The sequence below is a fragment of the Microbacterium phyllosphaerae genome, from assembly GCF_017876435.1.
GTDB classification, from domain to species: Bacteria; Actinomycetota; Actinomycetes; order Actinomycetales; family Microbacteriaceae; genus Microbacterium; species Microbacterium phyllosphaerae.
Genome location: NZ_JAGIOA010000001.1, coordinates 476,970 through 495,713 on the forward strand (window position 1 = coordinate 476,970; position 18,744 = coordinate 495,713).

21 protein-coding genes and 2 pseudogenes are annotated in these 18,744 nt (G+C 68.4%); 16 read left to right on the forward strand and 7 right to left on the reverse strand.

Features of this window, described 5'->3' with window-relative positions; all coding sequences use genetic code 11:
• Nucleotides 1–73: 73 nt before the first annotated feature.
• Nucleotides 74–367: pseudogene (locus tag JOF42_RS02240) on the forward strand (Fur family transcriptional regulator); the annotation flags it as partial.
• Here the strand turns inward: JOF42_RS02240 and gvpH are convergent.
• Nucleotides 287–562 (reverse strand): annotated as a pseudogene (gene gvpH / locus JOF42_RS18265) (gas vesicle protein GvpH); the annotation flags it as partial. The pseudogenes JOF42_RS02240 and gvpH overlap by 81 nt on opposite strands.
• On the opposite strand from gvpH, the gene JOF42_RS02245 reads away from it, so the two are divergent.
• Nucleotides 561–2,024, forward strand: coding sequence for a catalase (locus JOF42_RS02245; protein ID WP_210096369.1), 1,464 nt, complete (start codon nt 561–563; stop codon nt 2,022–2,024). The pseudogene gvpH and the gene JOF42_RS02245 overlap by 2 nt on opposite strands.
• Nucleotides 2,025–2,200: 176 nt before the next feature.
• Nucleotides 2,201–3,010, forward strand: coding sequence for an alpha/beta fold hydrolase (locus tag JOF42_RS02250; RefSeq protein WP_210096370.1), 810 nt, complete (start codon nt 2,201–2,203; stop codon nt 3,008–3,010).
• A gap of 23 nt (nt 3,011–3,033) precedes the next feature.
• Here the strand turns inward: JOF42_RS02250 and msrA are convergent, their stop codons facing one another.
• Both msrA and msrB read right to left on the reverse strand, forming a co-directional pair.
• Nucleotides 3,034–3,579, reverse strand: coding sequence for a peptide-methionine (S)-S-oxide reductase MsrA (msrA, locus tag JOF42_RS02255; RefSeq protein WP_210096371.1), 546 nt, complete (start codon nt 3,577–3,579; stop codon nt 3,034–3,036).
• A complete protein-coding gene (gene msrB / locus JOF42_RS02260; RefSeq protein WP_210096372.1) occupies nt 3,576–4,064 on the reverse strand; it encodes a peptide-methionine (R)-S-oxide reductase MsrB in 489 nt (162 codons plus the stop codon). The genes msrA and msrB overlap by 4 nt, the downstream gene beginning before the upstream one ends.
• A 151-nt stretch (nt 4,065–4,215) precedes the next feature.
• Between msrB and JOF42_RS02265 the strand changes: the two genes are divergently transcribed.
• A complete protein-coding gene (locus JOF42_RS02265) occupies nt 4,216–5,133 on the forward strand; it encodes a DUF808 domain-containing protein (RefSeq protein WP_210096373.1) in 918 nt (305 codons plus the stop codon).
• Nucleotides 5,134–5,155: 22 nt separating this feature from the next.
• Here the strand turns inward: JOF42_RS02265 and JOF42_RS02270 are convergent, their stop codons facing one another.
• Together JOF42_RS02270 and JOF42_RS02275 are read right to left on the reverse strand one after the other, a co-directional pair.
• Nucleotides 5,156–6,505, reverse strand: a complete 1,350-nt coding sequence (locus tag JOF42_RS02270; RefSeq protein ID WP_210096374.1) for an HNH endonuclease — start codon at nt 6,503–6,505, stop codon at nt 5,156–5,158.
• 52 nt (nt 6,506–6,557) lie between these two features.
• Entirely contained in the window at nt 6,558–7,325 is a 768-nt protein-coding gene (locus JOF42_RS02275) for an SDR family oxidoreductase (protein ID WP_210096375.1), read from the reverse strand.
• Between the two features lie 174 nt (nt 7,326–7,499).
• Here JOF42_RS02275 and sigJ point away from each other — a divergent pair, with 174 nt between their 5' ends.
• From sigJ to JOF42_RS02295, 4 genes are all read left to right on the forward strand, one after another.
• Nucleotides 7,500–8,408, forward strand: a complete 909-nt coding sequence (gene sigJ, locus JOF42_RS02280; RefSeq protein ID WP_210096376.1) for an RNA polymerase sigma factor SigJ — start codon at nt 7,500–7,502, stop codon at nt 8,406–8,408.
• Between the two features lie 65 nt (nt 8,409–8,473).
• Nucleotides 8,474–9,001: a GNAT family N-acetyltransferase gene (locus JOF42_RS02285; protein ID WP_210096377.1), complete on the forward strand. Its 528-nt coding sequence runs from the start codon at nt 8,474–8,476 to the stop codon at nt 8,999–9,001.
• Entirely contained in the window at nt 8,998–9,729 is a 732-nt protein-coding gene (gene pnuC / locus JOF42_RS02290) for a nicotinamide riboside transporter PnuC (protein WP_210096378.1), read from the forward strand. The genes JOF42_RS02285 and pnuC overlap by 4 nt, the downstream gene beginning before the upstream one ends.
• A 145-nt stretch (nt 9,730–9,874) precedes the next feature.
• On the forward strand, nt 9,875–11,260 hold the full coding sequence (locus tag JOF42_RS02295) for an LLM class flavin-dependent oxidoreductase (RefSeq protein WP_210096379.1): 1,386 nt from the start codon (nt 9,875–9,877) through the stop codon (nt 11,258–11,260).
• A gap of 17 nt (nt 11,261–11,277) precedes the next feature.
• On the opposite strand, the gene JOF42_RS02300 is transcribed toward JOF42_RS02295, so the two are convergent.
• Nucleotides 11,278–11,457: a hypothetical protein gene (locus JOF42_RS02300; RefSeq protein WP_210096380.1), complete on the reverse strand. Its 180-nt coding sequence runs from the start codon at nt 11,455–11,457 to the stop codon at nt 11,278–11,280.
• Nucleotides 11,458–11,602: 145 nt separating this feature from the next.
• Here JOF42_RS02300 and JOF42_RS02305 point away from each other — a divergent pair, with 145 nt between their 5' ends.
• Both JOF42_RS02305 and JOF42_RS02310 read left to right on the forward strand, forming a co-directional pair.
• Nucleotides 11,603–12,643: an iron-containing redox enzyme family protein gene (locus JOF42_RS02305; protein WP_210096381.1), complete on the forward strand. Its 1,041-nt coding sequence runs from the start codon at nt 11,603–11,605 to the stop codon at nt 12,641–12,643.
• Nucleotides 12,640–12,846, forward strand: coding sequence for a CDGSH iron-sulfur domain-containing protein (locus JOF42_RS02310; RefSeq protein ID WP_210096382.1), 207 nt, complete (start codon nt 12,640–12,642; stop codon nt 12,844–12,846). Before JOF42_RS02305 ends, JOF42_RS02310 begins: the two co-directional genes overlap by 4 nt.
• Before the next feature lie 54 nt (nt 12,847–12,900).
• Here JOF42_RS02310 and JOF42_RS02315 read toward each other — a convergent pair whose 3' ends face one another.
• A complete protein-coding gene (locus tag JOF42_RS02315) occupies nt 12,901–13,380 on the reverse strand; it encodes a hypothetical protein (protein WP_210096383.1) in 480 nt (159 codons plus the stop codon).
• 159 nt (nt 13,381–13,539) lie between these two features.
• On the opposite strand from JOF42_RS02315, the gene JOF42_RS02320 reads away from it, so the two are divergent.
• From JOF42_RS02320 to JOF42_RS02345, 6 genes are all read left to right on the forward strand, one after another.
• Nucleotides 13,540–14,217 carry a response regulator transcription factor gene (locus JOF42_RS02320; protein ID WP_210096384.1) on the forward strand — a complete coding sequence of 226 codons (678 nt, stop codon included), beginning with the start codon at nt 13,540–13,542 and terminating at the stop codon, nt 14,215–14,217.
• Complete coding sequence (locus JOF42_RS02325) at nt 14,210–15,541, forward strand: sensor histidine kinase (protein ID WP_307803510.1); 1,332 nt, start codon at nt 14,210–14,212, stop codon at nt 15,539–15,541. Before JOF42_RS02320 ends, JOF42_RS02325 begins: the two co-directional genes overlap by 8 nt.
• A gap of 66 nt (nt 15,542–15,607) precedes the next feature.
• Nucleotides 15,608–16,453 carry a hypothetical protein gene (locus JOF42_RS02330; protein ID WP_245341413.1) on the forward strand — a complete coding sequence of 282 codons (846 nt, stop codon included), beginning with the start codon at nt 15,608–15,610 and terminating at the stop codon, nt 16,451–16,453.
• 79 nt (nt 16,454–16,532) lie between these two features.
• Nucleotides 16,533–16,760 carry an RNA-binding S4 domain-containing protein gene (locus JOF42_RS02335; RefSeq protein WP_210096385.1) on the forward strand — a complete coding sequence of 76 codons (228 nt, stop codon included), beginning with the start codon at nt 16,533–16,535 and terminating at the stop codon, nt 16,758–16,760.
• A 55-nt stretch (nt 16,761–16,815) separates the two neighbouring features.
• Nucleotides 16,816–17,676: an SDR family NAD(P)-dependent oxidoreductase gene (locus JOF42_RS02340; protein WP_210096386.1), complete on the forward strand. Its 861-nt coding sequence runs from the start codon at nt 16,816–16,818 to the stop codon at nt 17,674–17,676.
• Between the two features lie 93 nt (nt 17,677–17,769).
• Nucleotides 17,770–18,666 carry an SDR family oxidoreductase gene (locus JOF42_RS02345; RefSeq protein ID WP_210096387.1) on the forward strand — a complete coding sequence of 299 codons (897 nt, stop codon included), beginning with the start codon at nt 17,770–17,772 and terminating at the stop codon, nt 18,664–18,666.
• Nucleotides 18,667–18,744: the final 78 nt, after the last annotated feature.

Genomic DNA, 18,744 nt, shown 5'->3' on the forward strand with positions numbered 1-18,744 from the left:
CACGGACCATGCAACCGCCTCCGCCGACACGCCGATCTTTTGAATAACTAAAAACAGAAGGTACAGTCGAGGCATGGACACCGACCTCGACTCCGCGCTTCGCGATGCGGGACTGCGGGCGACCGCGGGCCGTGTCGCTGTGCTCGAGGTGATGGAATCCATGGCCCACACGGATGCGGAGCGGGTCTACCGTGCCGTGTCCGCCGTGCTTCCGACCACGTCGATCCAGTCGGTGCACAACATCCTCGCGGACCTGACGACGGCGGGCCTGCTCCGCCGGATCGAACCGGCAGGCTCCGCGGCGCTCTACGAACGGCGCATCGGCGACAACCACCACCACGTCGTCTGCACCCAGTGCGGTGCGGTCGGCGATGTGGACTGCGTCGTCGGCGAAGCGCCGTGTCTCACCCCGTCTTCGGCGGGGGGATTCACCGTCCGAACAGCCGAAGTCACCTTCTGGGGCCTGTGCCCCAGCTGCCAGAACGCCGCGCAGTAGCATCCGTCGTCCGCTCCCGGTCCACCGGGGTATTCGGCGTACCTGCGCGCAGAAGGAGAACACCATGACCGACCCATCGATCACGCCCGCCACCACGACCCAGACGGGAACCCCCGTCGCCAGCGACGCGCACTCGCTCACCGTCGGAGCCGACGGTCCCACCGTTCTCCACGACCGCTACCTGGTCGAGAAGCTCGCATCGTTCAACCGCGAGCGCGTGCCGGAGCGGAACCCGCACGCCAAGGGCGGCGGAGCATTCGGATCATTCACCGTGACCGAGGACGTCTCGGCCTACACCCGCGCCGCGGCCTTCCAGCCCGGAGCGGTCAGCGAGACACTGCTGCGCTTCTCGTCGGTCGCCGGCGAGCAGGGATCCCCCGACACCTGGCGCGACGTGCGCGGCTTCGCGCTGCGCTTCTACACGCCCGAGGGCAACCTCGACATCGTCGGCAACAACACACCGACCTTCTTCCTTCGCGACGCCATGAAGTTCCCCGACTTCATCCACTCGCAGAAGCGTCTCGGCGACTCGGGTCTGCGCGACGCCGACATGCAGTGGGACTTCTGGACCCTCTCCCCCGAGTCCGCGCACCAGGTCACGTACCTCATGGGAGACCGCGGCCTGCCGCGCAGCTGGCGCCACATGAACGGCTACGGATCGCACACCTACCAGTGGATCAATGCCGCCGGTGAGCGCTTCTGGGTGCAGTACCACTTCCTGTCGAAGCAGGGTGTCGAGGCGATGAGCGCCGAAGAGGCCGAGAAGCTCGCCGGGTCGGATGCCGACTACTACCGTCGCGACCTTTTCGACGCGATCGCGAGTGGTGACGCCCCCTCGTGGGACGTCTACGTGCAGATCATGCCGTACGACGAGGGCAAGACCTACCGCTTCAACCCGTTCGACCTGACGAAGACCTGGTCGAAGAAGGACTACCCGCGTATCAAGGTCGGCACGTTCACGCTCGACCGCAACCCGCAGAACTTCTTCGCCGAGATCGAGCAGGCCGCTTTCTCGCCCGGCAACCAGGTACCGGGAACCGGCATCTCCCCCGACAAGATGCTGATGGCTCGCGCGTTCGCCTACGCGGATGCTCAGCGCTACCGCATCGGCGCGAACTACAACCAGCTGCCGGTCAACCAGGCGCATGCCGCGGAGACCCGCAACTACATGCACGAGGGCCAGATGCAGTACAAGTTCAACCCGGCCGAGCACCGCGTGTACACGCCGAACTCGTACGGCGCGGCCGGCGGCCCGACCGCCGACCCGGCGGCGGGTGTCGAGGCGAGCTGGGAGTCGGACGGCGAGCTGATGCGCTCCGCCGCGACGCTGCACCTGGACGACGACGATTTCGGCCAGGCAGGAACGCTGTACCGCACGGTCTTCGACGACGAGCAGCGCGCACGCTTCCTCGAGACGCTGACCGGTCAGGGCCAGGGGATCACGATCGACGCGATCCGCGAGCGCTTCTTCCAGTACTGGACGAACGTGGATGCCGCATTGGGCGACGCGCTGCGCGCGCGCTTCTGAGTCGCATCCGCTGATCTGCGTCGGCATTCCGCTTCGCGGTGGCTCTGAGCCCTGCTGAAAACAGGACGAACGCTCGAGATCAGGACGAATCCTTCCGGATTCTCCTGATCTCGGGCGTTCTTCCTGTTTCGGGATGCGCGCCGCCTCGCGCGATGCACGGTCAGCGCAGGAGGACAATGGATGCCGTGGCTGTTCCTCTCTCCGACCTGACCCAGATGCCCGAACCCCAGCAGGTGCATGCCGCAGACGGCACTCGCCTCGCGACGTACACGTGGGGCGAGTTCGACGCCCCGGTGGTCGTGATCGTGCACGGATTCGCGTCCAGCGCCCGCGATACCTGGGTGCTCACCGGTTGGGTGCGCGAGCTCACGAAGGCCGGCTACCGGGTGCTCGCCCTCGACCAGCGGGGCCATGGACTCAGTGAGAAGCCGCATCAGCCCGACGCCTACGGCATCCGCACCCTGGCCACCGATGTCGAGACGGTCATGGACACGTACCTCGTCGACGAAGCCCTCTATGTCGGGTATTCGCTGGGCGCCCGGGTCGGCTGGGAGGTCGTACGCGATCTGCCGCACCGCATCGGACGCGCCGTGCTCGGAGGGGTTCCCGACGGCATCCCGCTCGCCCGCCTCGATCTCGATCAGGTGCGCGCGTATCTGGCAGACGGCACGCCCGTGTCGGATGCGACGACGCAGAACTACATCACCCTGACCGAGCGCGTGCCCGGCAACGACCTCGGCGCGCTCGTCGCGCTGGCCGAGGGGATGCGGTCCTCACGGACGATCGATCCCGATCCGTCGAACGCGCCCGCGAGCCCGATCCTGTTCGCGACCGGGTCGAAGGATGCGATCATCGAGGGCTCCCGTGCCCTTGCGTCGGCTGCACCTCAGGGGCAGTTCTTCGAGATCCCCGATCGCAATCACTTCAACGCGCCGGGATCCCGTGCCTTCAAAGAGGCCGCGCTGACGTTCCTCGCCGAGTCCTGAGACCCGACGAGGAACGGTCAGGGTCAGACCGTCGCGTTCTCTTCGCGCTTCGGCAGCACCCATCCCGCACGCGGGAAGTGGCAGGTGTAGCCGTTCGGGTACTTGATCAGGTAGTCCTGGTGCTCCTCTTCGGCCTGCCAGAACGGGCCCTCGGGCTCGATCGTCGTGACGGCCTTGGCCGGCCACAGGCCCGAGGCGTCGACGTCGGCGATGGTGTCGCGTGCGACGGTCTCCTGCTCCGGCGTGAGAGGGAAGATCGCCGAGCGGTAGCTCGAGCCGATGTCGTTGCCCTGACGGTCCTTGGTCGACGGGTCGTGGATCTGGAAGAAGAACGCCAGGATGTCGCGATACGTCGTCTTCGTGGGATCGAACACGATCTCGACGGCCTCCGCGTGGCCGGGGTGGTTGCGGTACGTCGCGTGGTCGTTGCTGCCGCCGGTGTAGCCGACACGGGTGTCGAGCACTCCGGGCTGGCGGCGGATGAGGTCTTCCATGCCCCAGAAGCAACCGCCGGCGAGAACGGCGGTCTCGGTCCCGGGGGTGCGGGTGATGGTTCCGGTGTCGGTCATGAGTTCTCCTCAGAGTTCGGGGTGGCGGTGTCGGCGTCCTGGCCGGCGAAGAGGTGACGGTAGCGACCGTACCCCTCATCTTCCAGGCTGTCAGCCGGGATGAAGCGGAGGGCGGCGGAGTTCATGCAGTAGCGGAGCCCGCCGGTGTTGCGGGGTCCGTCGTCGAAGACGTGCCCGAGGTGGCTGTCGGCTCCGCTGGATCGCGCCTCGGTGCGCTTCATCCACAGGGTACGGTCGGTGCGGGTGGTCACCGCGTCGGCCTCGATCGGCTTCGTGAAGCTCGGCCATCCGGTGCCGCTGTCGAACTTGTCGGTCGACGCGAACAACGGCTGTCCCGAGACGACGTCGACGTAGATGCCGTCGTCGTGGGTGTTCCAGTACGCGTTGCGGAAGGGCGGCTCGGTGGCATCCTCCTGCGTGACCTCGTACTGCAGATGCGTGAGGTCGCTGACGGCCTCGGGGGTCTTGCTGTACTCGTTCGACATGATCTGACTCCTTGTCCGACGCAGCTGGCTGCAGCGTCATAGAGAAGAACCAGCGGCACCCCGGATTTGGTCCCGCGGGACTGTGAGCGGGCTGTGAGTTTTCGCCGAGCCGATAGAGTTGCTCCCCGATATACACACAGGGGAGACGCACATGTCTGTTGGACTGCTCGCGGTCGTCGATGACATTCTCAGCGCGGCGATGAAGGCGTCTGCCAAGGCTGCGGGTGTCGTGATCGATGACGCCGCCGTGACCCCGCAGTATGTGCAGGGCATCACTCCGGCACGCGAGCTGCCGGTGGTGGCGAAGATCGCCGTCGGTTCTCTGGCGAACAAGTTCGTCATCATCATCCCGATCGCCCTGCTGCTCACCGCCTTCGCGCCCTGGGTGCTTCCGTACCTCCTCATCCTCGGTGGCGCGTACCTGTGCTTCGAGGGTGCGGAGAAGGTGCTCGAGTGGTTCGGTGTGCAGCACGGCCACGCCGACGAGAGCGATCGGAACGAGAACAAGCTCGTCTGGGGTGCGGTGCGCACCGACTTGATCCTGTCGACGGAGATCATGCTGATCTCGCTCGCCAACCTCGAGGCCGGCCTCGACATCTGGACCACCCTCGCGATCCTCGCGGTGATCGCCCTGATCATGACCGGCGTCGTCTACGGCGCGGTGGCCCTGCTCGTGAAGATCGACGACATCGGTCTGAAGATGGCGAAGAACCCCTCGCAGCGCGTGCGCCACACCGGCACCCGGATCGTGCGCTCGATGCCCGCCGTCTTCCGCTTCATCAGCATCCTCGGCACCGTCGCGATGCTGTGGGTCGGTGGACACCTGCTGCTCGTGAACCTCGGTGAGGTCGGCGTGCATTTCGGAGCGGACATCCTGCACGGCATCGAGCACTTCCTCGAGCCGGCCGGTGGCGTCATCGTCTGGATCGGCGACACCCTGTTCTCGGCCATCGCCGGCCTCATCGCCGGTCTGATCATCGTCGGGATCATCCTGGGCATCGGTCGCCTCATCGGCAAGAAGCCGAACTTCCACGAGGGCGAGGAATCGCCCGCCGACGTGCACGTCTGACGCACGCACGACATATGCTGCATCAGGCAGCGATGTCATAGCGGGCCCTCCCGCCGAGGCGGGGAGTCCTTGCCGGATCCACGTGCGGCGGTGGGATGAGCCACACTCGCGCCGCGACACCGATCCCTTCGATGCGGATGTCCCACCCGTTGTCATGGATGCGGTGGTGACAGGACTCGCACAACAGAACTCCGTTGTTCAGGTCGGTCGGCCCCGTATCGCGCTGCCACCACCTCAGGTGATGCGCCTTCGTCATCTGCGGCGGGAGGCTGCACATCGCGCATCCGCCATCCCGCTCGACGAGGGCCAGTCGCTGCGCTCGCGTGAACAGACGCTTCTCGCGGCCCCAGTCGAGGATCTCTCCCTCAGACCCGAGTACCACCGGGATGATCCCGCCACCCGCAGCCATTCGGCGGCAGGTGGTGATGCTGACGGGCTGGTCGCTGCCGTCGATCACCGCGGTCCCCAGTCCTGCGGTGAGGTCGTCGAGGTTCACCCGCACCACCACCGTCGCTCCGGTCGCAGGCATTCCCCCGTTGTCGCACGCGATCGCGTGCTCGCAGATGGCCGCGAGCGCGTCGGCCTGGATCATCGCCACCGTGCGATGGTCCGCGTCGGGCGCACCCGGGTCGGGCGCCGTGATCCGCGCCTGGAAGGTCGCCGTCACGTAGGCCTGGATCGCCGCCTTGATGGGGGCGCTCGCGGCGATGTCGGTCTGCAGGTTCAGGTGGAAGGACCCATCGCGCTCGAACATGGTGAGCGATCGACGATCGCGCGCTTCTCGCTCTTTCGGGGCCACCCCGTCAGGGTCGAGCCAGGCCTCGGTTCGGGCGACGAGAGTGCGCACGTCGTCAAGTGTCATCCCGGCGGCGCGCTCGACGAGCAGGCGCTCGGCCTCTTCGACCCGCACTGTTCCGACCTTCAGGCGCACGCGTTCGAGCAGCGCGACGATGACCGCAGCGGCGGCTACGGATATCTCCCCCGCGGCGAGCGCCGTCGCCAGCGCGGGGTACTTCGCCGGCAGCGCCTCGCCCAGCAGGTTGGTGCGCGGCGCTGCCGCCTGACCGACCGTGATCAGGCGCTTCGCATCTCCGTGCGCCCCGCCGGTCGTCGCGGCGATCATCGCCGCCGCGCTCCGGTATCCGTGCTGCTTCGCCAGCCCCTCAGGTCCGAGTTCCGGTCGTGATTCGTGAGCGATCGCGGCGGCGAGTTCGGCGTGGAGCCCGTCGAGACACCGTTGCATCTCGCCGACCGCGCGATGCGCACCGAGCAGTTCGCCCCGAGAAAGATCGACACCCCTCTCCGCATCCGCCCACGCATCGCTGAGGCGCTCGATGGCCTCGAGCAGCGGCGCCAGGCGGGGATTCGACATAACTACAGTTTAGAAGATATGTTCGAATCTCGGTCGGTATGCCGACATGCGATCAACGGCGGGTTCTCACCCCGCGTACATGGTCCTCGCTACGCAGCCACTCATCGAAGGTGATCTCCCCCTGCAGCGAATCGGTCCCGCCGCGCAACGATCCCGACGCGAGACCCCTCCCGTACGCACCGGGCAACCGCACCCCGAGCACCCGCCGCCGCACCCCGTCGAACGCCAACTGTCGTCGGGCGACGTCCACCAGAACCTCGTCGCGCGGCCCGACGAGATCGCGCGCCCGCCCGATCGCACCGACCTCGGCAACCCGCACCAGGTGCGCCCCCACTTCGCGCGCCGCCACCGGGCGCATGAGCAGCTTCGGCATGACCGCGACCGGCCCCGACATCCCCGAGAGCAGCTGACCGGCGAACTCGTGGAACTGCCCCGCCCTCGCGATCGTGAACGGCACCGACCCCGCCGCCACCGCGCGCTCCTGCGCGAGCTTGCCCGCGTAGTAGGAGGCGTCGATCCCATCGATTCCCACGATCGACAGCGCGACGTGATGCCCGACGCCCGCCCTCTCCCCTGCGGCGAGCAGATTGCGGGTGGCCGTCTCGAAGAACGTGACCGCCTTCGCGGCCGAGAGGGTGGTCGTGTTCGTGACGTCGATCACGGCATCCACACCGTGCAGCGCCTCATCGAGACCGACACCGTTCACCACGTCGGCACCGGTCGCACGCGAGAGCGCGACGACGTCGTGACCCGCGGCCTGCGCGGCCTCAACAGTGTGCCGACCGACCACACCCGTTCCTCCTGCAACAGCGATCCTCATGCCATTCCCTCTCTGCTCCGACAGCGCGCGTGCGCACCCAGCGTGCTCCTGCTGCGCTCCGTCTGCAAATGATGACGAGACACCGACAGCAAGTGTGAGGCTCACACCCGGATGATCTGCATCGTCATATCCTGCGAAGGCACCTGCGCGCCAGCGCACCATCGAAAGGCACCCATGGACGACGACCTCGACGACGTCTTCCGTGAACGGCGACGCCTTCTCGCTCTCGGCTATCGGATGACGGGAACGCTGGCGGATGCCGAGGATGTCGTGCAGGAGACCTACCTGCGCTGGTACAGGCTCACCGAAGCCGAGCGCGATGCAATCGCGAATCCGGCGGGCTGGCTCACGACCGTCGCAGGACGCGTCGCCCTCGACCTTCTCGGCTCGGCCCGGCGCCGGCGCGAGCAGTACGTCGGGCCGTGGCTGCCTGAGCCTGTTCCGGCCGAGCTGTTCGCCGGAGCGATCGGGTCGCGCACGGCATCGAGGTCGGAGGATCCCCTCGATCGAATCACCCTCGACGACGACGTCTCCACCGCGCTGCTCGTCGTGCTCGAGGCGATGACACCCGCCGAGCGCGTCGCCTTCGTGCTGCATGACGTCTTCGCCGTGCCGTTCGACGAGATCGCCGAGGCCGTGGGCCGCTCCTCCGCCGCAGTGCGCCAGCTCGCGGCATCCGCTCGTCGACACGTCCGCGAGAACAGGGTCGCCGCGGTTCCACGGGCCGAACACGACCGAGTCGTGCGGGCCTTCCAGGAGGCGGCGAACTCGGGTGAGATCGCACCACTGCTGCGCTATCTGGCCCCCGACGTCGAACTGCGCAGCGATGGCGGCGGCGTGGTCAGCGCCGCCCGCAACGTCGTGAGCGGCGCCGACAATGTCGCGCGCTTCCTGCTGGGCATCGCCGCCAAGCGCCCCACCATGGTGATGGAGCAGCAGCAGTTCGGAGACGGGCTCGGCTTCGTCTTCCGCGAAGATGGCGAGGTCGTCTCGGTCATGAATCTGCGTGTCGCCGCCGGCAGGATCACCCAGCTGTGGATCGTGCTCAACCCCGCGAAACTGTCGTCCTGGCTGCCCGGCTGAGCCCCCACCCCTGCGTCCTGCTACCGTCGTCCAGTGCGCACCCGAGCGCAGATGCAGGAGACCCGATGAGCGATCACCAGATCAGGGATGCCGAGACCGCCGATCTCGAGGCCATCACGGCCATCCACAACGATGCGGTGCTCACCACGACCGCCATCTGGAACGAAGAGGCTGTGACGGTCGAGGACCGCGCCGCCTGGCTCGCCGAGCGCACCGCCCGCAGCTATCCCGTGCTCGTCGCCGTCGATGACACCGGGGTACTGGGCTACGCGACGTTCGGCGACTGGCGCCCGCACAGCGGCTACCGCCACACCGTCGAGCACTCGGTCTACGTGCGCGACGGTCAGCGCGGCCGAGGCATCGGCAAGGCTCTCATGATCGAGCTCATCCACCGCGCCCGCGCACTCGGCAAGCACGTCATGGTCGCCGCGATCGAGAGCAGCAACACGGGCTCGATCATCATGCACAAGCGCCTCGACTTCATGCAGGTCGGGCGGATGCCGCAGGTCGGCGCCAAGTTCGACCGCTGGCTCGACCTCACGTTCCTGCAACTGGTGCTCGACGAGCGTCCCTTCCCCGACGAGATCCGATGAACGCCCTGCTCTGGCTCGCCGACGCCTTCAACTCGCAGTGGGTGCTTCCGGGCGGTCAGGTGCTGCTGGTGCGCGAGGTGGTCGGCAACGTCTTCGGCCTCGCCAGCGCACTCGGCGGCATGCAGCGCAAGATCTGGGCGTGGCCGGTCGGCATCGTCGGCAACCTGCTGTTGCTCACGGTCTTCCTCGGCTCCATCCTCAACCCCGACCACGAGCTGCCACATCTGCTCGGCCAGGCCGGCCGCCAGGTCATGTTCATCGTCGTGGCGATCTACGGCTGGGTGCGCTGGCGGCAGGCCTCGTCGAACGGCGGCCGTGTGACGCCGCGATGGGCACCGAACAGCGCCCGCATCGGCCTGGTGCTCGTCATGGTGATCGGCACGATCGCCCTCACTCCCCTCTTCCGTGCGCTCGGCTCGTGGGAGCCCGTGTGGGCGGACGCGTGGACCTTCGTCGGATCCCTGCTCGCCACCTACGGCATGGCCAAGGGCTGGACGGAGTTCTGGCTCATCTGGATCGCGGTCGATGTGGTCGGCGTGCCGCTGCTGTTCAGCTCGGGCTTCTACGCCACCGGGCTCATGTACGTGTTCTACGGCGTCTTCACCGCGGTCGGCTTCGTCGTCTGGTGCCGCGCGCAGGCGAACGCGAAACCCCAGGTCGAGACGATCATGCCCGATCCTCGGCCGATCACCTCCACGGTGAAGACCGTCGACGGCGATCACCACTGACCCTTTCGAGTAGCTCACTTTGCAGTTCAGACCGGGTCGACACTGCAAAGTGAGCGATTCGAAGGCGTGGGGGCAGCGGTCCGAATGTGTCGGCGCATGTCGCGCAGGGTGGCCGGGCGGCCGATCGACGGGTTTGCTTGACCGCATGACCCGTCAGATCCGCTTCAACGCCTTCGACATGAACTGCGTCGCCCACCAGTCGTCCGGTCTGTGGCGGCACCCTGACGACCGCTCGCGCCAGTACAACACCATCTCGTACTGGACCGACCTCGCCAAGCTTCTCGAGAGCGCGACCTTCGACGGCATCTTCATCGCAGACGTCCTCGGCACGTACGACGTGTACGGCGGCACGAACGAGGCGGCGATCCGCAACGGCGCGCAGGTGCCGGTGAACGACCCGATCCTGCTCGTGAGCGCCATGGCCGCGGTCACCGAACACCTCGGCTTCGGCATCACGGCGGGCACCGCGTTCGAGCATCCGTATCCGTTCGCCCGCCGACTGAGCACGCTCGACCACCTGACCAACGGACGCGTCGGATGGAACGTCGTGACCGGATACCTGCCCAGCGCCGCCCGCAACATGGGTCAGCACGACCAGCTCGCTCACGACGACCGCTACGACCACGCCGACGAGTACGTCGAGGTGCTCTACAAGCTGTGGGAGGGCTCGTGGGAAGACGACGCGGTCGTCGAAGACCGCGAGCGCGGCATCTTCACCGATCCGGCGAAGGTGCACCCGATCGGCCATGAGGGCAAGCACTTCAGCGTTCCCGGCATCCACATCTCCGAGCCGTCGCCGCAGCGCACCCCGGTCATCTACCAGGCGGGAGCCAGCCCCCGCGGCGTGCGCTTCGCCTCGGAGAACGCCGAGGCGATCTTCGTCGCCGCCCCCTCGAAGGAGGTGCTCTCCGGCACCGTCAAGCGCATCCGCGACGCGCTGGAGGATGCCGGTCGCGACCGCTACGACGCGAAGATCTACACGCTGCTGACCGTGATCACCGGGGCGACGAGCGAGGATGCCGCGGCGAAGCACGCCGAGTACCTCTCGTACGCGAGCCCCGAGGGCGCGCTGACGTTCATGTCGGGATGGATGGGCGTCGACCTGTCGCAGTACGCGGAGGACGAGCCCGTGGGCAACGTCGAGTCGAACGCGATCCAGTCGGTGCTGCAGCACCTGAAGGAAGAGGCCGACCTCGGACGCGAGTGGACCGTCGGCGACTTCGGCCGCCACAACGCGATCGGCGGGCTCGGCCCGACCATCGTCGGATCGGGCGTCGAGATCGCCGACGAGTTGCAATCGTGGGTCGCCGAGACCGACATCGACGGCTTCAACCTCGCCTATGCGGTGACCCCCGGCACGTGGCAGGACGTCATCGAGCACGTCATCCCGGTGCTGCGCGAGCGCGGCGTCTACCCCGAGGAGTATGCGCCCGGCACGCTCCGCAACAAGCTGCAGGGCAAGGGCGACCGCGTGCAGGACACGCATCGTGCCGCGCGCTACCGCGTGGGGGCGAACGCTCCCGTCGCCTGATCAGCGCTCCGGGTGCGTCACTCGGCTTTCGAGCTGAACAGGCCTCGGAGCATGAGGAACACCACGGCGGCCACGACCAGCACGATCGCGAGCTTTGCGATGAACCAGAGGATCGAGAACAGCGCGCTGACGATCCACCAGGCGATCACCACGGCGAGGATGACGCCGACGATGGTCCAGAGCGAGTTCTTGTTCATGGCTCCAGCCTAGGCGGCTCGACAGACGTCGCAGATCCGGACCGTTGAGGGCACCATCCCCCACACGGTGCGTTCCGTCAATCCCCTTCCCGCACGGGAGGAACCGGGGTGAGAGTGAGAGCATCCGATCTTTGGGAGCTCTTCCATGTCAGCGCCAGCACTCACCCCCTCCGCACTTCATGGCGTCACCGCGCGTGGACCGCTCAGCGACGCCGTCATCCGTCGCCTGACCGGAGGTGACGACGTCGGTCTCGGCGCCGAGGTCGCGACCGCTCTGGCGGCGACGGCCGATGTGGTGCGCGACGACGACATCCAGCTCGCACTGTTCGTGCTCTATGCCTCGTCGTACGGCTCGCTCCCGGACCTCGACCCGAGTCTCGAGTGGGATGCGGGCGTCGTCGCCGCGCGGGGCCTTCTCGAGCAGGCGTTCGAGCGGGCTCTGCGGGCGACCGTTCCGATGCCCGATCTGCCCGAACCGACCGTGGATGCCGTCGGCCGAGCCCTCTTCGCCCTCGCTGACGCCGACACCGGTCCGAGCCTGTCGCGGTACGTCGCGAAGAAGGCGACCGACGACCAGATGCACGAGTTCTTCATGCAGCGCTCGATCTACACGTTGCGCGAGGCCGACCCGCACTCCTGGGCGATCCCCCGCCTCAGCGGTCGCGCGAAGGCGGCGCTCGTCGAGATCCAGTCCGACGAGTACGGCGCCGGGCGCCCCGACCGGGTGCACGCGACGATCTTCGCCCGTGCGATGCGCGGCGCCGGGCTGGATGACACCTACGGCGGGTACGTCGACGACGTGCCGGCGATCACCCTCGCTTCGCTCAACTCGATGTCGATGTTCGGCCTCAACCGGCGCCTCGTCGGGGCGATCGTCGGGCACCTCGCCGCGTTCGAGATGACCTCGTCGATCCCCAACCGGCTCTACGCGGACGGCCTCCGGCGCCTCGGATTCACGGAGGATGTCACCGACTACTTCGACGAGCACGTCGAGGCCGATGCCGTGCATGAGCAGATCGCGGCGCGCGACCTCGCGGGTGGGCTGGCGGAGGACCGCCCCGAGCTGCTGGCCGACATCATGTTCGGAGCATCCGCCTGCCTCACGGTCGACGGCTGGGCCGCGGGTCACATGCTCGACTCATGGATGCGCGGCGAATCGTCACTGCGTCAGCGGGACGCACGATGAGCGCGCACCAGGATGCCGTGACGATCACCGCCTACCCGGACGGGCCGCTGCTCGTGCGCGGTGCCGCCGTGCTCGAGACCTCCGACGGCGAGCCGATCGAGGTGACGCGGCGCACCGTGGCGCTGTGCCGCTGCGGGCTCTCGACCATCAAGCCGTTCTGCGACGGCACTCACAAGGCGTCGGGGTTCCGCACCGACGCCTGACCTTCGGGTCGTCGGTCGTCGGTCGCGCCGTCGGTCGGTCCGTCGGTCGCGAGATCAGTGCCCGACTGCGGGCAGGCATCCGCCGTCCATGATGACTCCGCCGATCTCGACCGTGAGAAGCTCGGCCGAGACCTCGCCGAAGATGCAGCCGCCCTCCGGAGCCGCTGCACCGAACGCGACGGCGCGCTCGTCGCCCAGCGTCTGGACGTCGGCGAGACCGGCATCCGCGAACACCGCCTGCACCGCCTCGACCGACAGGTCTCCTGCCGTGCGGAGCGTCTCGAGTCCGGTGCGGACGTCATTCGCCGGCTTCTCGGCGGCGTCTCGGCTCTCGGCCGAGAGCTCCATCCGATCGCGGTAGCGGTCGTTCTGCGCCATCGCGTTGTCGGGGTCGTACGGCGCGCAGTCCGGCGGCAGATCGACCCCTTCGACCTGCGGGCAGGCCGCCGTGGGAGTCGGGCTCGGGCTCGCGGACGGCGACGCCCCGAGCGGAGTCGGGCCCGCGATCGCGCACCCTGTGAGCAAAGTCGTCATGGCGATGACGAGAAGCAGACGCGCGCCTCTCGACCTGTCCCCCCGGATTCCGGTCATCCCCTCATGCAACCACAGGCGGGCACGCGGGCCAACCCTCCTCTCCCGCGGGTCCGCCCTCGCTTCAGCGCGGATTCAGCGTGCGCCCGCCAGACTGGGTGAATGCGGATCCTGGTGGTTGACGACGAGGTGCGGTTGGCCGACGCCGTCCGCCGGGGGCTCGAGGCCGAGGGCTTCGCGGTCGACGTCGCGAACAACGGTGTCGACGGGCTGTGGCGAGCGCGCGAGACCCGATACGACGCGATCGTGCTCGACCTGATGATGCCGGGCATGAGCGGCTGGAAGGTGTGCGAGGCGCTGAGCGCCGAGGAGAACTGGACCCCGGTGCTCATGCTCACCGCGAAGGACGGCGAGTGGGATCAGGTCGAGGCCCTCGAGACGGGCGCCGACGACTACGTCACCAAGCCGTTCTCGTTCGCGATCCTCGTCGCGCGCATCCGCGCTCTCGTCCGGCGCGGTGCCGTCGCACGACCCGCCGTGCTCGAAGCCGGCGATCTGCGGCTCGACCCCTCTTCCCACCATGTGTGGCGCGGCGAGACGCCGGTCACCCTGACCGCCCGTGAGTTCGCCGTGCTCGAGCATCTGATGCGCCACCGCGGTCAGGTGCTGTCGAAGCGCTCGCTGATCGAGGGCGTGTGGGACGACGACTTCGACGGAGACCCGAACATCGTCGAGGTGTACGTCGGACACCTGCGCCGCAAGCTCGACAAACCCTTCGGACGTGAGGCCATCGAGACGATCCGCGGCGCGGGCTACCGATTGGCGGCCGACGGTGGCTAGCCGTCCGTGGAAGTCCGTGCGGGCCAGGACGACGCTCGGCGCGACCCTCGTCGTGGCTGTCGCGCTGCTGATCGGGGCGTTCTCGTTCTACGGCATCCTGAGCTCCAGCATCCATGCCAGCGCTGAGCGCGCCGCCGAGCAGCGACTCGAGGAGCTGACCGAGCGTCTCGACGGACCCGGTGGCGGCCCCGGTGGCAGCCGGGGAATCGACACCCTCGACGACGAACTCGTGCAGATCATCGGGTCCGACGGGTCGATCCGCTCGGCGAGCGAGGATGCCCGCGACGACCTGGGATCGAGCGCGCTGCCCATCACGGATGATCCGCGGACGGTGAGGATCGACGGCAAGCCGATGCTGGTCGTGTCCGACGACATCGGCGACGACCAGACCCTCGTCCTCGCCGTGCCGATCGAGGACGACGACGAGACGCTGTCGACGGTCGCCCTGCTGCTCGCGATCGCCCTGCCCCTGCTGCTCGTGCTCGTCGCCGTCACGACCTGGCTCGTGGTGGGCCGTGCACTGAAGCCGGTCACGCGCATCCGCGAGGAGGTCGACGGCATCACCGCCGAACGCCTGCACAACCGGGTCGAGGTGCCGCCGTCATCCGACGAGATCGCTGCCCTCGCGACCACGATGAACAGGATGCTCGACCGGCTCGACGCCTCGGCGACGGCTCAGCGACGTTTCGTCTCGGATGCCTCGCACGAGCTGCGATCGCCCCTCGCGACGATCCGGCAGCATGCCGAGCTGGCGCAGACGCACCCCGCCACGACGAGCATCGACGAGCTCGCCGATGTCGTCTCCGACGAGGGTCTTCGACTGCAGGGCATCGTCGAGTCGCTGCTGCTGCTCGCACGCCTCGACGAGGGCGGCGGCACGCACGACGAGTCGATCGACCTCGACGATCTGGCTCTCGGCGAGGTACGCCGGCTGAGGGCGCGAGGAGTCGATGTCGACGGCTCCGGCATCCATGCGGCCCGCGTCGAGGGCGACCCGCGGCTGCTGGGACAGCTGCTGCGCAACCTCGCCGACAACGCGGCGCGGCACAGCGCCGGGCGCGTCGCGATCAGCGTGATCCCGCAGGATACCTGGGTGTTCGTGACCGTCGAGGACGACGGCGCGGGAGTGCCGGTCGACGAGCGCGAGCGCATCTTCGAGCGCTTCGTGAGACTCGACGAGGCCCGCAGCAGGGATGCCGGCGGCAGCGGGCTCGGTCTCGCCATCGTTCAGGGCATCGCCACGGCGAGCGGTGGAACCGTGTCTGTGGATGCCTCGCGCTGGGGCGGCGCCCGGTTCGTGGTGGCGCTGCCGCTCTCGGACTGACGGTTCCTGAAGACCTCTTCAGGAGGCTTCAGGGTGGCTTCAGCACCCGCGCGAGAGCATCGGATCATGAACGACAAGAACTCGACTCCCGACCAGACGCCCGAGAACCTGCCCGCAGGCACCACTCCCCCGGCTCCCCCCGCACCGCCGGCCCCCGCTCCGGCATCCGAGGCCGAGACGGTGCCTGTCGCTCCGCTCGCCTCCGACCCGGCATCCGCCCCGGCAGCCCCCGCCGCCGCACCCGCGAAGCCCGGACGCAAGCGTGCCCTCCTGATCGGCGGCGGGATCGCCGCGGCCGTGGTGCTCCTCGGTGGCGGTGTGGCGATCGGAGCGGCCGTCGGCGACGATTTCGGTGACGACGACGACCGCGGATCGATCTCGGACGGCCCCCGCGGCGATGACGACCGAGGCGGACAGCCCGGCGATGACCGCGGTGGAGACCGCGATGACCGGGGCGATGACCAGGGCGACGCGCCCCAGGGCGGCGGCCCCGTCACCGGAATCGGCACCGACTCGGCCGACGAGCTCGTCGCGATCGCGGATGCCGCCCGCGGCGCCGCCGAGGGCGACGTCACCTCGATCGACGCGAAGCGCGACGGAACGTGGGAGGTGCAGCTGACCGCCGCGAACGGCAGCGAGACCGAGGTGCGGGTGGATGCCGACCTTGGGACCACCGTCACCTCGACCGAGCAGGACGACGACTCCGCCCCGACGCAGAAGCTCGACGAGACCGCCATCCGCGCACTCGTGAAGGCCGCACTCGCCGAAGCCGACGGCATGATCACCGACCTCGACGTCGACAGCGACGGCGCCAGCCCGTACGACGCATCGGTGCTCACGAGCGACAACCGCTCGATCGACATCGACTTCAGCGCCGAGTTCGCCGTCGTCGGAACCGACACCGACGACTGAGCGAGCCGCGTCGTTCCTCGAGCCGCCGGCCCTTCGGGGTCGGCGGCTCGACGCATGTCAGGCGGATACCATCGGAGACATGACGAATTCCGGTCCGATCGACGACGTCTCCATCGGCGGCGAGATGATCCGCCTCGGTCAGTTCCTGAAGTACTCGGGGCTGCTCGACTCGGGCGGAGACGCCAAGGAAGTCGTGATCGACGGATTCGTGAAGGTCAACGACGAGGTCGATCGCCGCCGCGGGCGTCAGCTGCACGACGGCGACCTCGTCACCTTCGAGGGACGAACGGTGCGCGTCCGCCCCTGAGCGATCGGCGACCGCGCCCAGCCCGGCCATATCGAACGGCGCGCATACTTCACGTATGACCAACACCAGCACGCCCGTCGTCCTCGTCACCGGAACCTCCACGGGCATCGGCCTCAGCACCGCCGTCGCACTCGCCGGCGCCGGGTGGACGACCATCGCGACGATGCGCGATCTCGGCAAGGCGGATGCGCTCCGCTCGGCTGCGAGCGAGGCGGGCGTCGCCCTCGACATCCGCTCGCTCGACGTCACCGACCACGACGACGTGATCTCCACCATCGATGCCGTGATCGCCGAGCACGGGCATCTCGATGCCGTGATCAACAACGCCGGCGCGGGCGCGCTCGGCACCATCGAGGCCATGGGCCTCGACCGGGTGCGCGCCGCGATGGAGGTCAACTTCTTCGGCGTCGTCGATGTGACCAAGACAGCTCTCCCCCACCTGCGTGCGTCGCGAGGTCGCCTCGTCACGGTCACGAGCGTCGGCGGTGTCGTCGGGCAGCCCTTCAACGAGGTCTACTGCGCGGCCAAGTTCGCGGTCGAGGGATTCATGGAGAGCCTGCATCCGGTGATGAAGAACCTCGGAGTCGCGGTCAGCGTCGTCGAGCCGGGCCCGGTGATGACGGAGTTCGTCGCCAACTCCGATGCCGACCGCGAAGCGCTGGTGACCGGCGCGGACGACGACTACCTGCCCGCGATCGACAGCTACCTCGCGCGCACCCGCCAGGCCTTCGCGCCGGGCAACGCCCAGACTCCCGACGACGTCGCCGCGGTCATCCTCTCGACCCTGACCTCTGACGACCCGGCCTTCCGCGTGCAGACGTCGGCCGCCGCGACCGCATTCACGGCGATCAAACTCGCGGACCTCGACGGCTCGGCCGTCACCGGCCTCACCGCAGGCTGGGTGGCCACCGCATAGCGATCAGAACCGGGGCGCGCAAGGCGGTAGCCGGGCCGGCGACCACGGGCGCACGATGGGACCTCCCCCGCACGGACGACCGAGAGGACCCTCATGTCTCGTGACCAGTACACCTTCACAGATCCCGCGAAGCTCTACGCCGACATCGAGCCGCAGAAGCAGCACATGCCCGAGCCAGGGCTCGATGCCGACCTCGCTCCCCGGGCCGACCTCGGCGAGGAGAGCTACCGCGGCACCGGTCGTCTGACCGGACGCAAGGCGCTCATCACCGGCGGCGACTCGGGCATCGGGGCAGCCACGGCCATCGCCTTCGCACGTGAAGGTGCCGACGTCGCACTCTCGTACCTGCCGGAGGAGGAAGAGGATGCGGCGCGCATCGCCGGCATCCTCCGCGAGGCCGGCGCGACCGTGGCGCAGATCCCCGGCGACCTGCGCGACCCCGAGTACTGCCGCACGCTCGTCGCCGAGGCGGTCGGCGCGCTGGGTGGCCTCGACATCCTCGTGAACAACGGTGGCAAGCAGGTCTACCAGGAGTCGCTCACCGACATCACCGACGAGCAGTTCGACGACACCTTCAAGACCAACGTGTACGCGATGTTCTGGATCACGAAGGCGGCGCTCCCGCACCTGCCTGCCGGCTCCGCGATCATCAACACCACGTCGATCCAGGCGTACTCGCCGTCGGACATCCTCGTCGACTACGCCTCGACCAAGGCGACCATCAACGCGTTCACGAAGGGCCTCGCCCAGCAGCTCGCACCGAAGGGCATCCGTGTGAACGCCGTGGCGCCCGGGCCCATCTGGACGCCGCTGCAGCCCACCGACGGACAGCCTCAGGAGAAGCTCGCGGAGTTCGGTGAGAACACCCCTCTCGGCCGCATGGGGCAGCCCGCCGAGCTCGCCCCCGCCTACGTGTTCCTCGCCTCCGCCGAGTCGAGCTACGTCGCGGGTGAGACTCTCAACGTCAACGGCGGCATGCCCACCCCCTGAGCCGCTGACCACGAACGCCCCCTCCCGAGACGACCGGGCGGGGGCGTTCTCGCGTTCGGCAACCCCTGGAGAGATGTC

Bases quoted from the DNA above. Each gene is read 5' to 3' on its own strand.
- JOF42_RS02250 (WP_210096370.1), top strand. From the start codon at position 2,201: ATGGATGCCGTGGCTGTTCCTCTCTCCGACCTGACCCAGATGCCCGAA.
- JOF42_RS02330 (WP_245341413.1), top strand. From the start codon at position 15,608: ATGAACGACAAGAACTCGACTCCCGACCAGACGCCCGAGAACCTGCCC.
- JOF42_RS02275 (WP_210096375.1), bottom strand. From the start codon at position 7,325: ATGAGGATCGCTGTTGCAGGAGGAACGGGTGTGGTCGGTCGGCACACT.
- msrB (WP_210096372.1), bottom strand. From the start codon at position 4,064: ATGTCGAACGAGTACAGCAAGACCCCCGAGGCCGTCAGCGACCTCACG.
- sigJ (WP_210096376.1), top strand. From the start codon at position 7,500: ATGGACGACGACCTCGACGACGTCTTCCGTGAACGGCGACGCCTTCTC.
- JOF42_RS02315 (WP_210096383.1), bottom strand. From the start codon at position 13,380: ATGACGACTTTGCTCACAGGGTGCGCGATCGCGGGCCCGACTCCGCTC.
- JOF42_RS02265 (WP_210096373.1), top strand. From the start codon at position 4,216: ATGTCTGTTGGACTGCTCGCGGTCGTCGATGACATTCTCAGCGCGGCG.
- pnuC (WP_210096378.1), top strand. From the start codon at position 8,998: ATGAACGCCCTGCTCTGGCTCGCCGACGCCTTCAACTCGCAGTGGGTG.
- msrA (WP_210096371.1), bottom strand. From the start codon at position 3,579: ATGACCGACACCGGAACCATCACCCGCACCCCCGGGACCGAGACCGCC.
- JOF42_RS02285 (WP_210096377.1), top strand. From the start codon at position 8,474: ATGAGCGATCACCAGATCAGGGATGCCGAGACCGCCGATCTCGAGGCC.
- JOF42_RS02345 (WP_210096387.1), top strand. From the start codon at position 17,770: ATGTCTCGTGACCAGTACACCTTCACAGATCCCGCGAAGCTCTACGCC.
- JOF42_RS02270 (WP_210096374.1), bottom strand. From the start codon at position 6,505: ATGTCGAATCCCCGCCTGGCGCCGCTGCTCGAGGCCATCGAGCGCCTC.
- JOF42_RS02300 (WP_210096380.1), bottom strand. From the start codon at position 11,457: ATGAACAAGAACTCGCTCTGGACCATCGTCGGCGTCATCCTCGCCGTG.
- JOF42_RS02305 (WP_210096381.1), top strand. From the start codon at position 11,603: ATGTCAGCGCCAGCACTCACCCCCTCCGCACTTCATGGCGTCACCGCG.
- JOF42_RS02245 (WP_210096369.1), top strand. From the start codon at position 561: ATGACCGACCCATCGATCACGCCCGCCACCACGACCCAGACGGGAACC.
- JOF42_RS02310 (WP_210096382.1), top strand. From the start codon at position 12,640: ATGAGCGCGCACCAGGATGCCGTGACGATCACCGCCTACCCGGACGGG.
- JOF42_RS02335 (WP_210096385.1), top strand. From the start codon at position 16,533: ATGACGAATTCCGGTCCGATCGACGACGTCTCCATCGGCGGCGAGATG.
- JOF42_RS02340 (WP_210096386.1), top strand. From the start codon at position 16,816: ATGACCAACACCAGCACGCCCGTCGTCCTCGTCACCGGAACCTCCACG.
- JOF42_RS02295 (WP_210096379.1), top strand. From the start codon at position 9,875: ATGACCCGTCAGATCCGCTTCAACGCCTTCGACATGAACTGCGTCGCC.
- JOF42_RS02320 (WP_210096384.1), top strand. From the start codon at position 13,540: ATGCGGATCCTGGTGGTTGACGACGAGGTGCGGTTGGCCGACGCCGTC.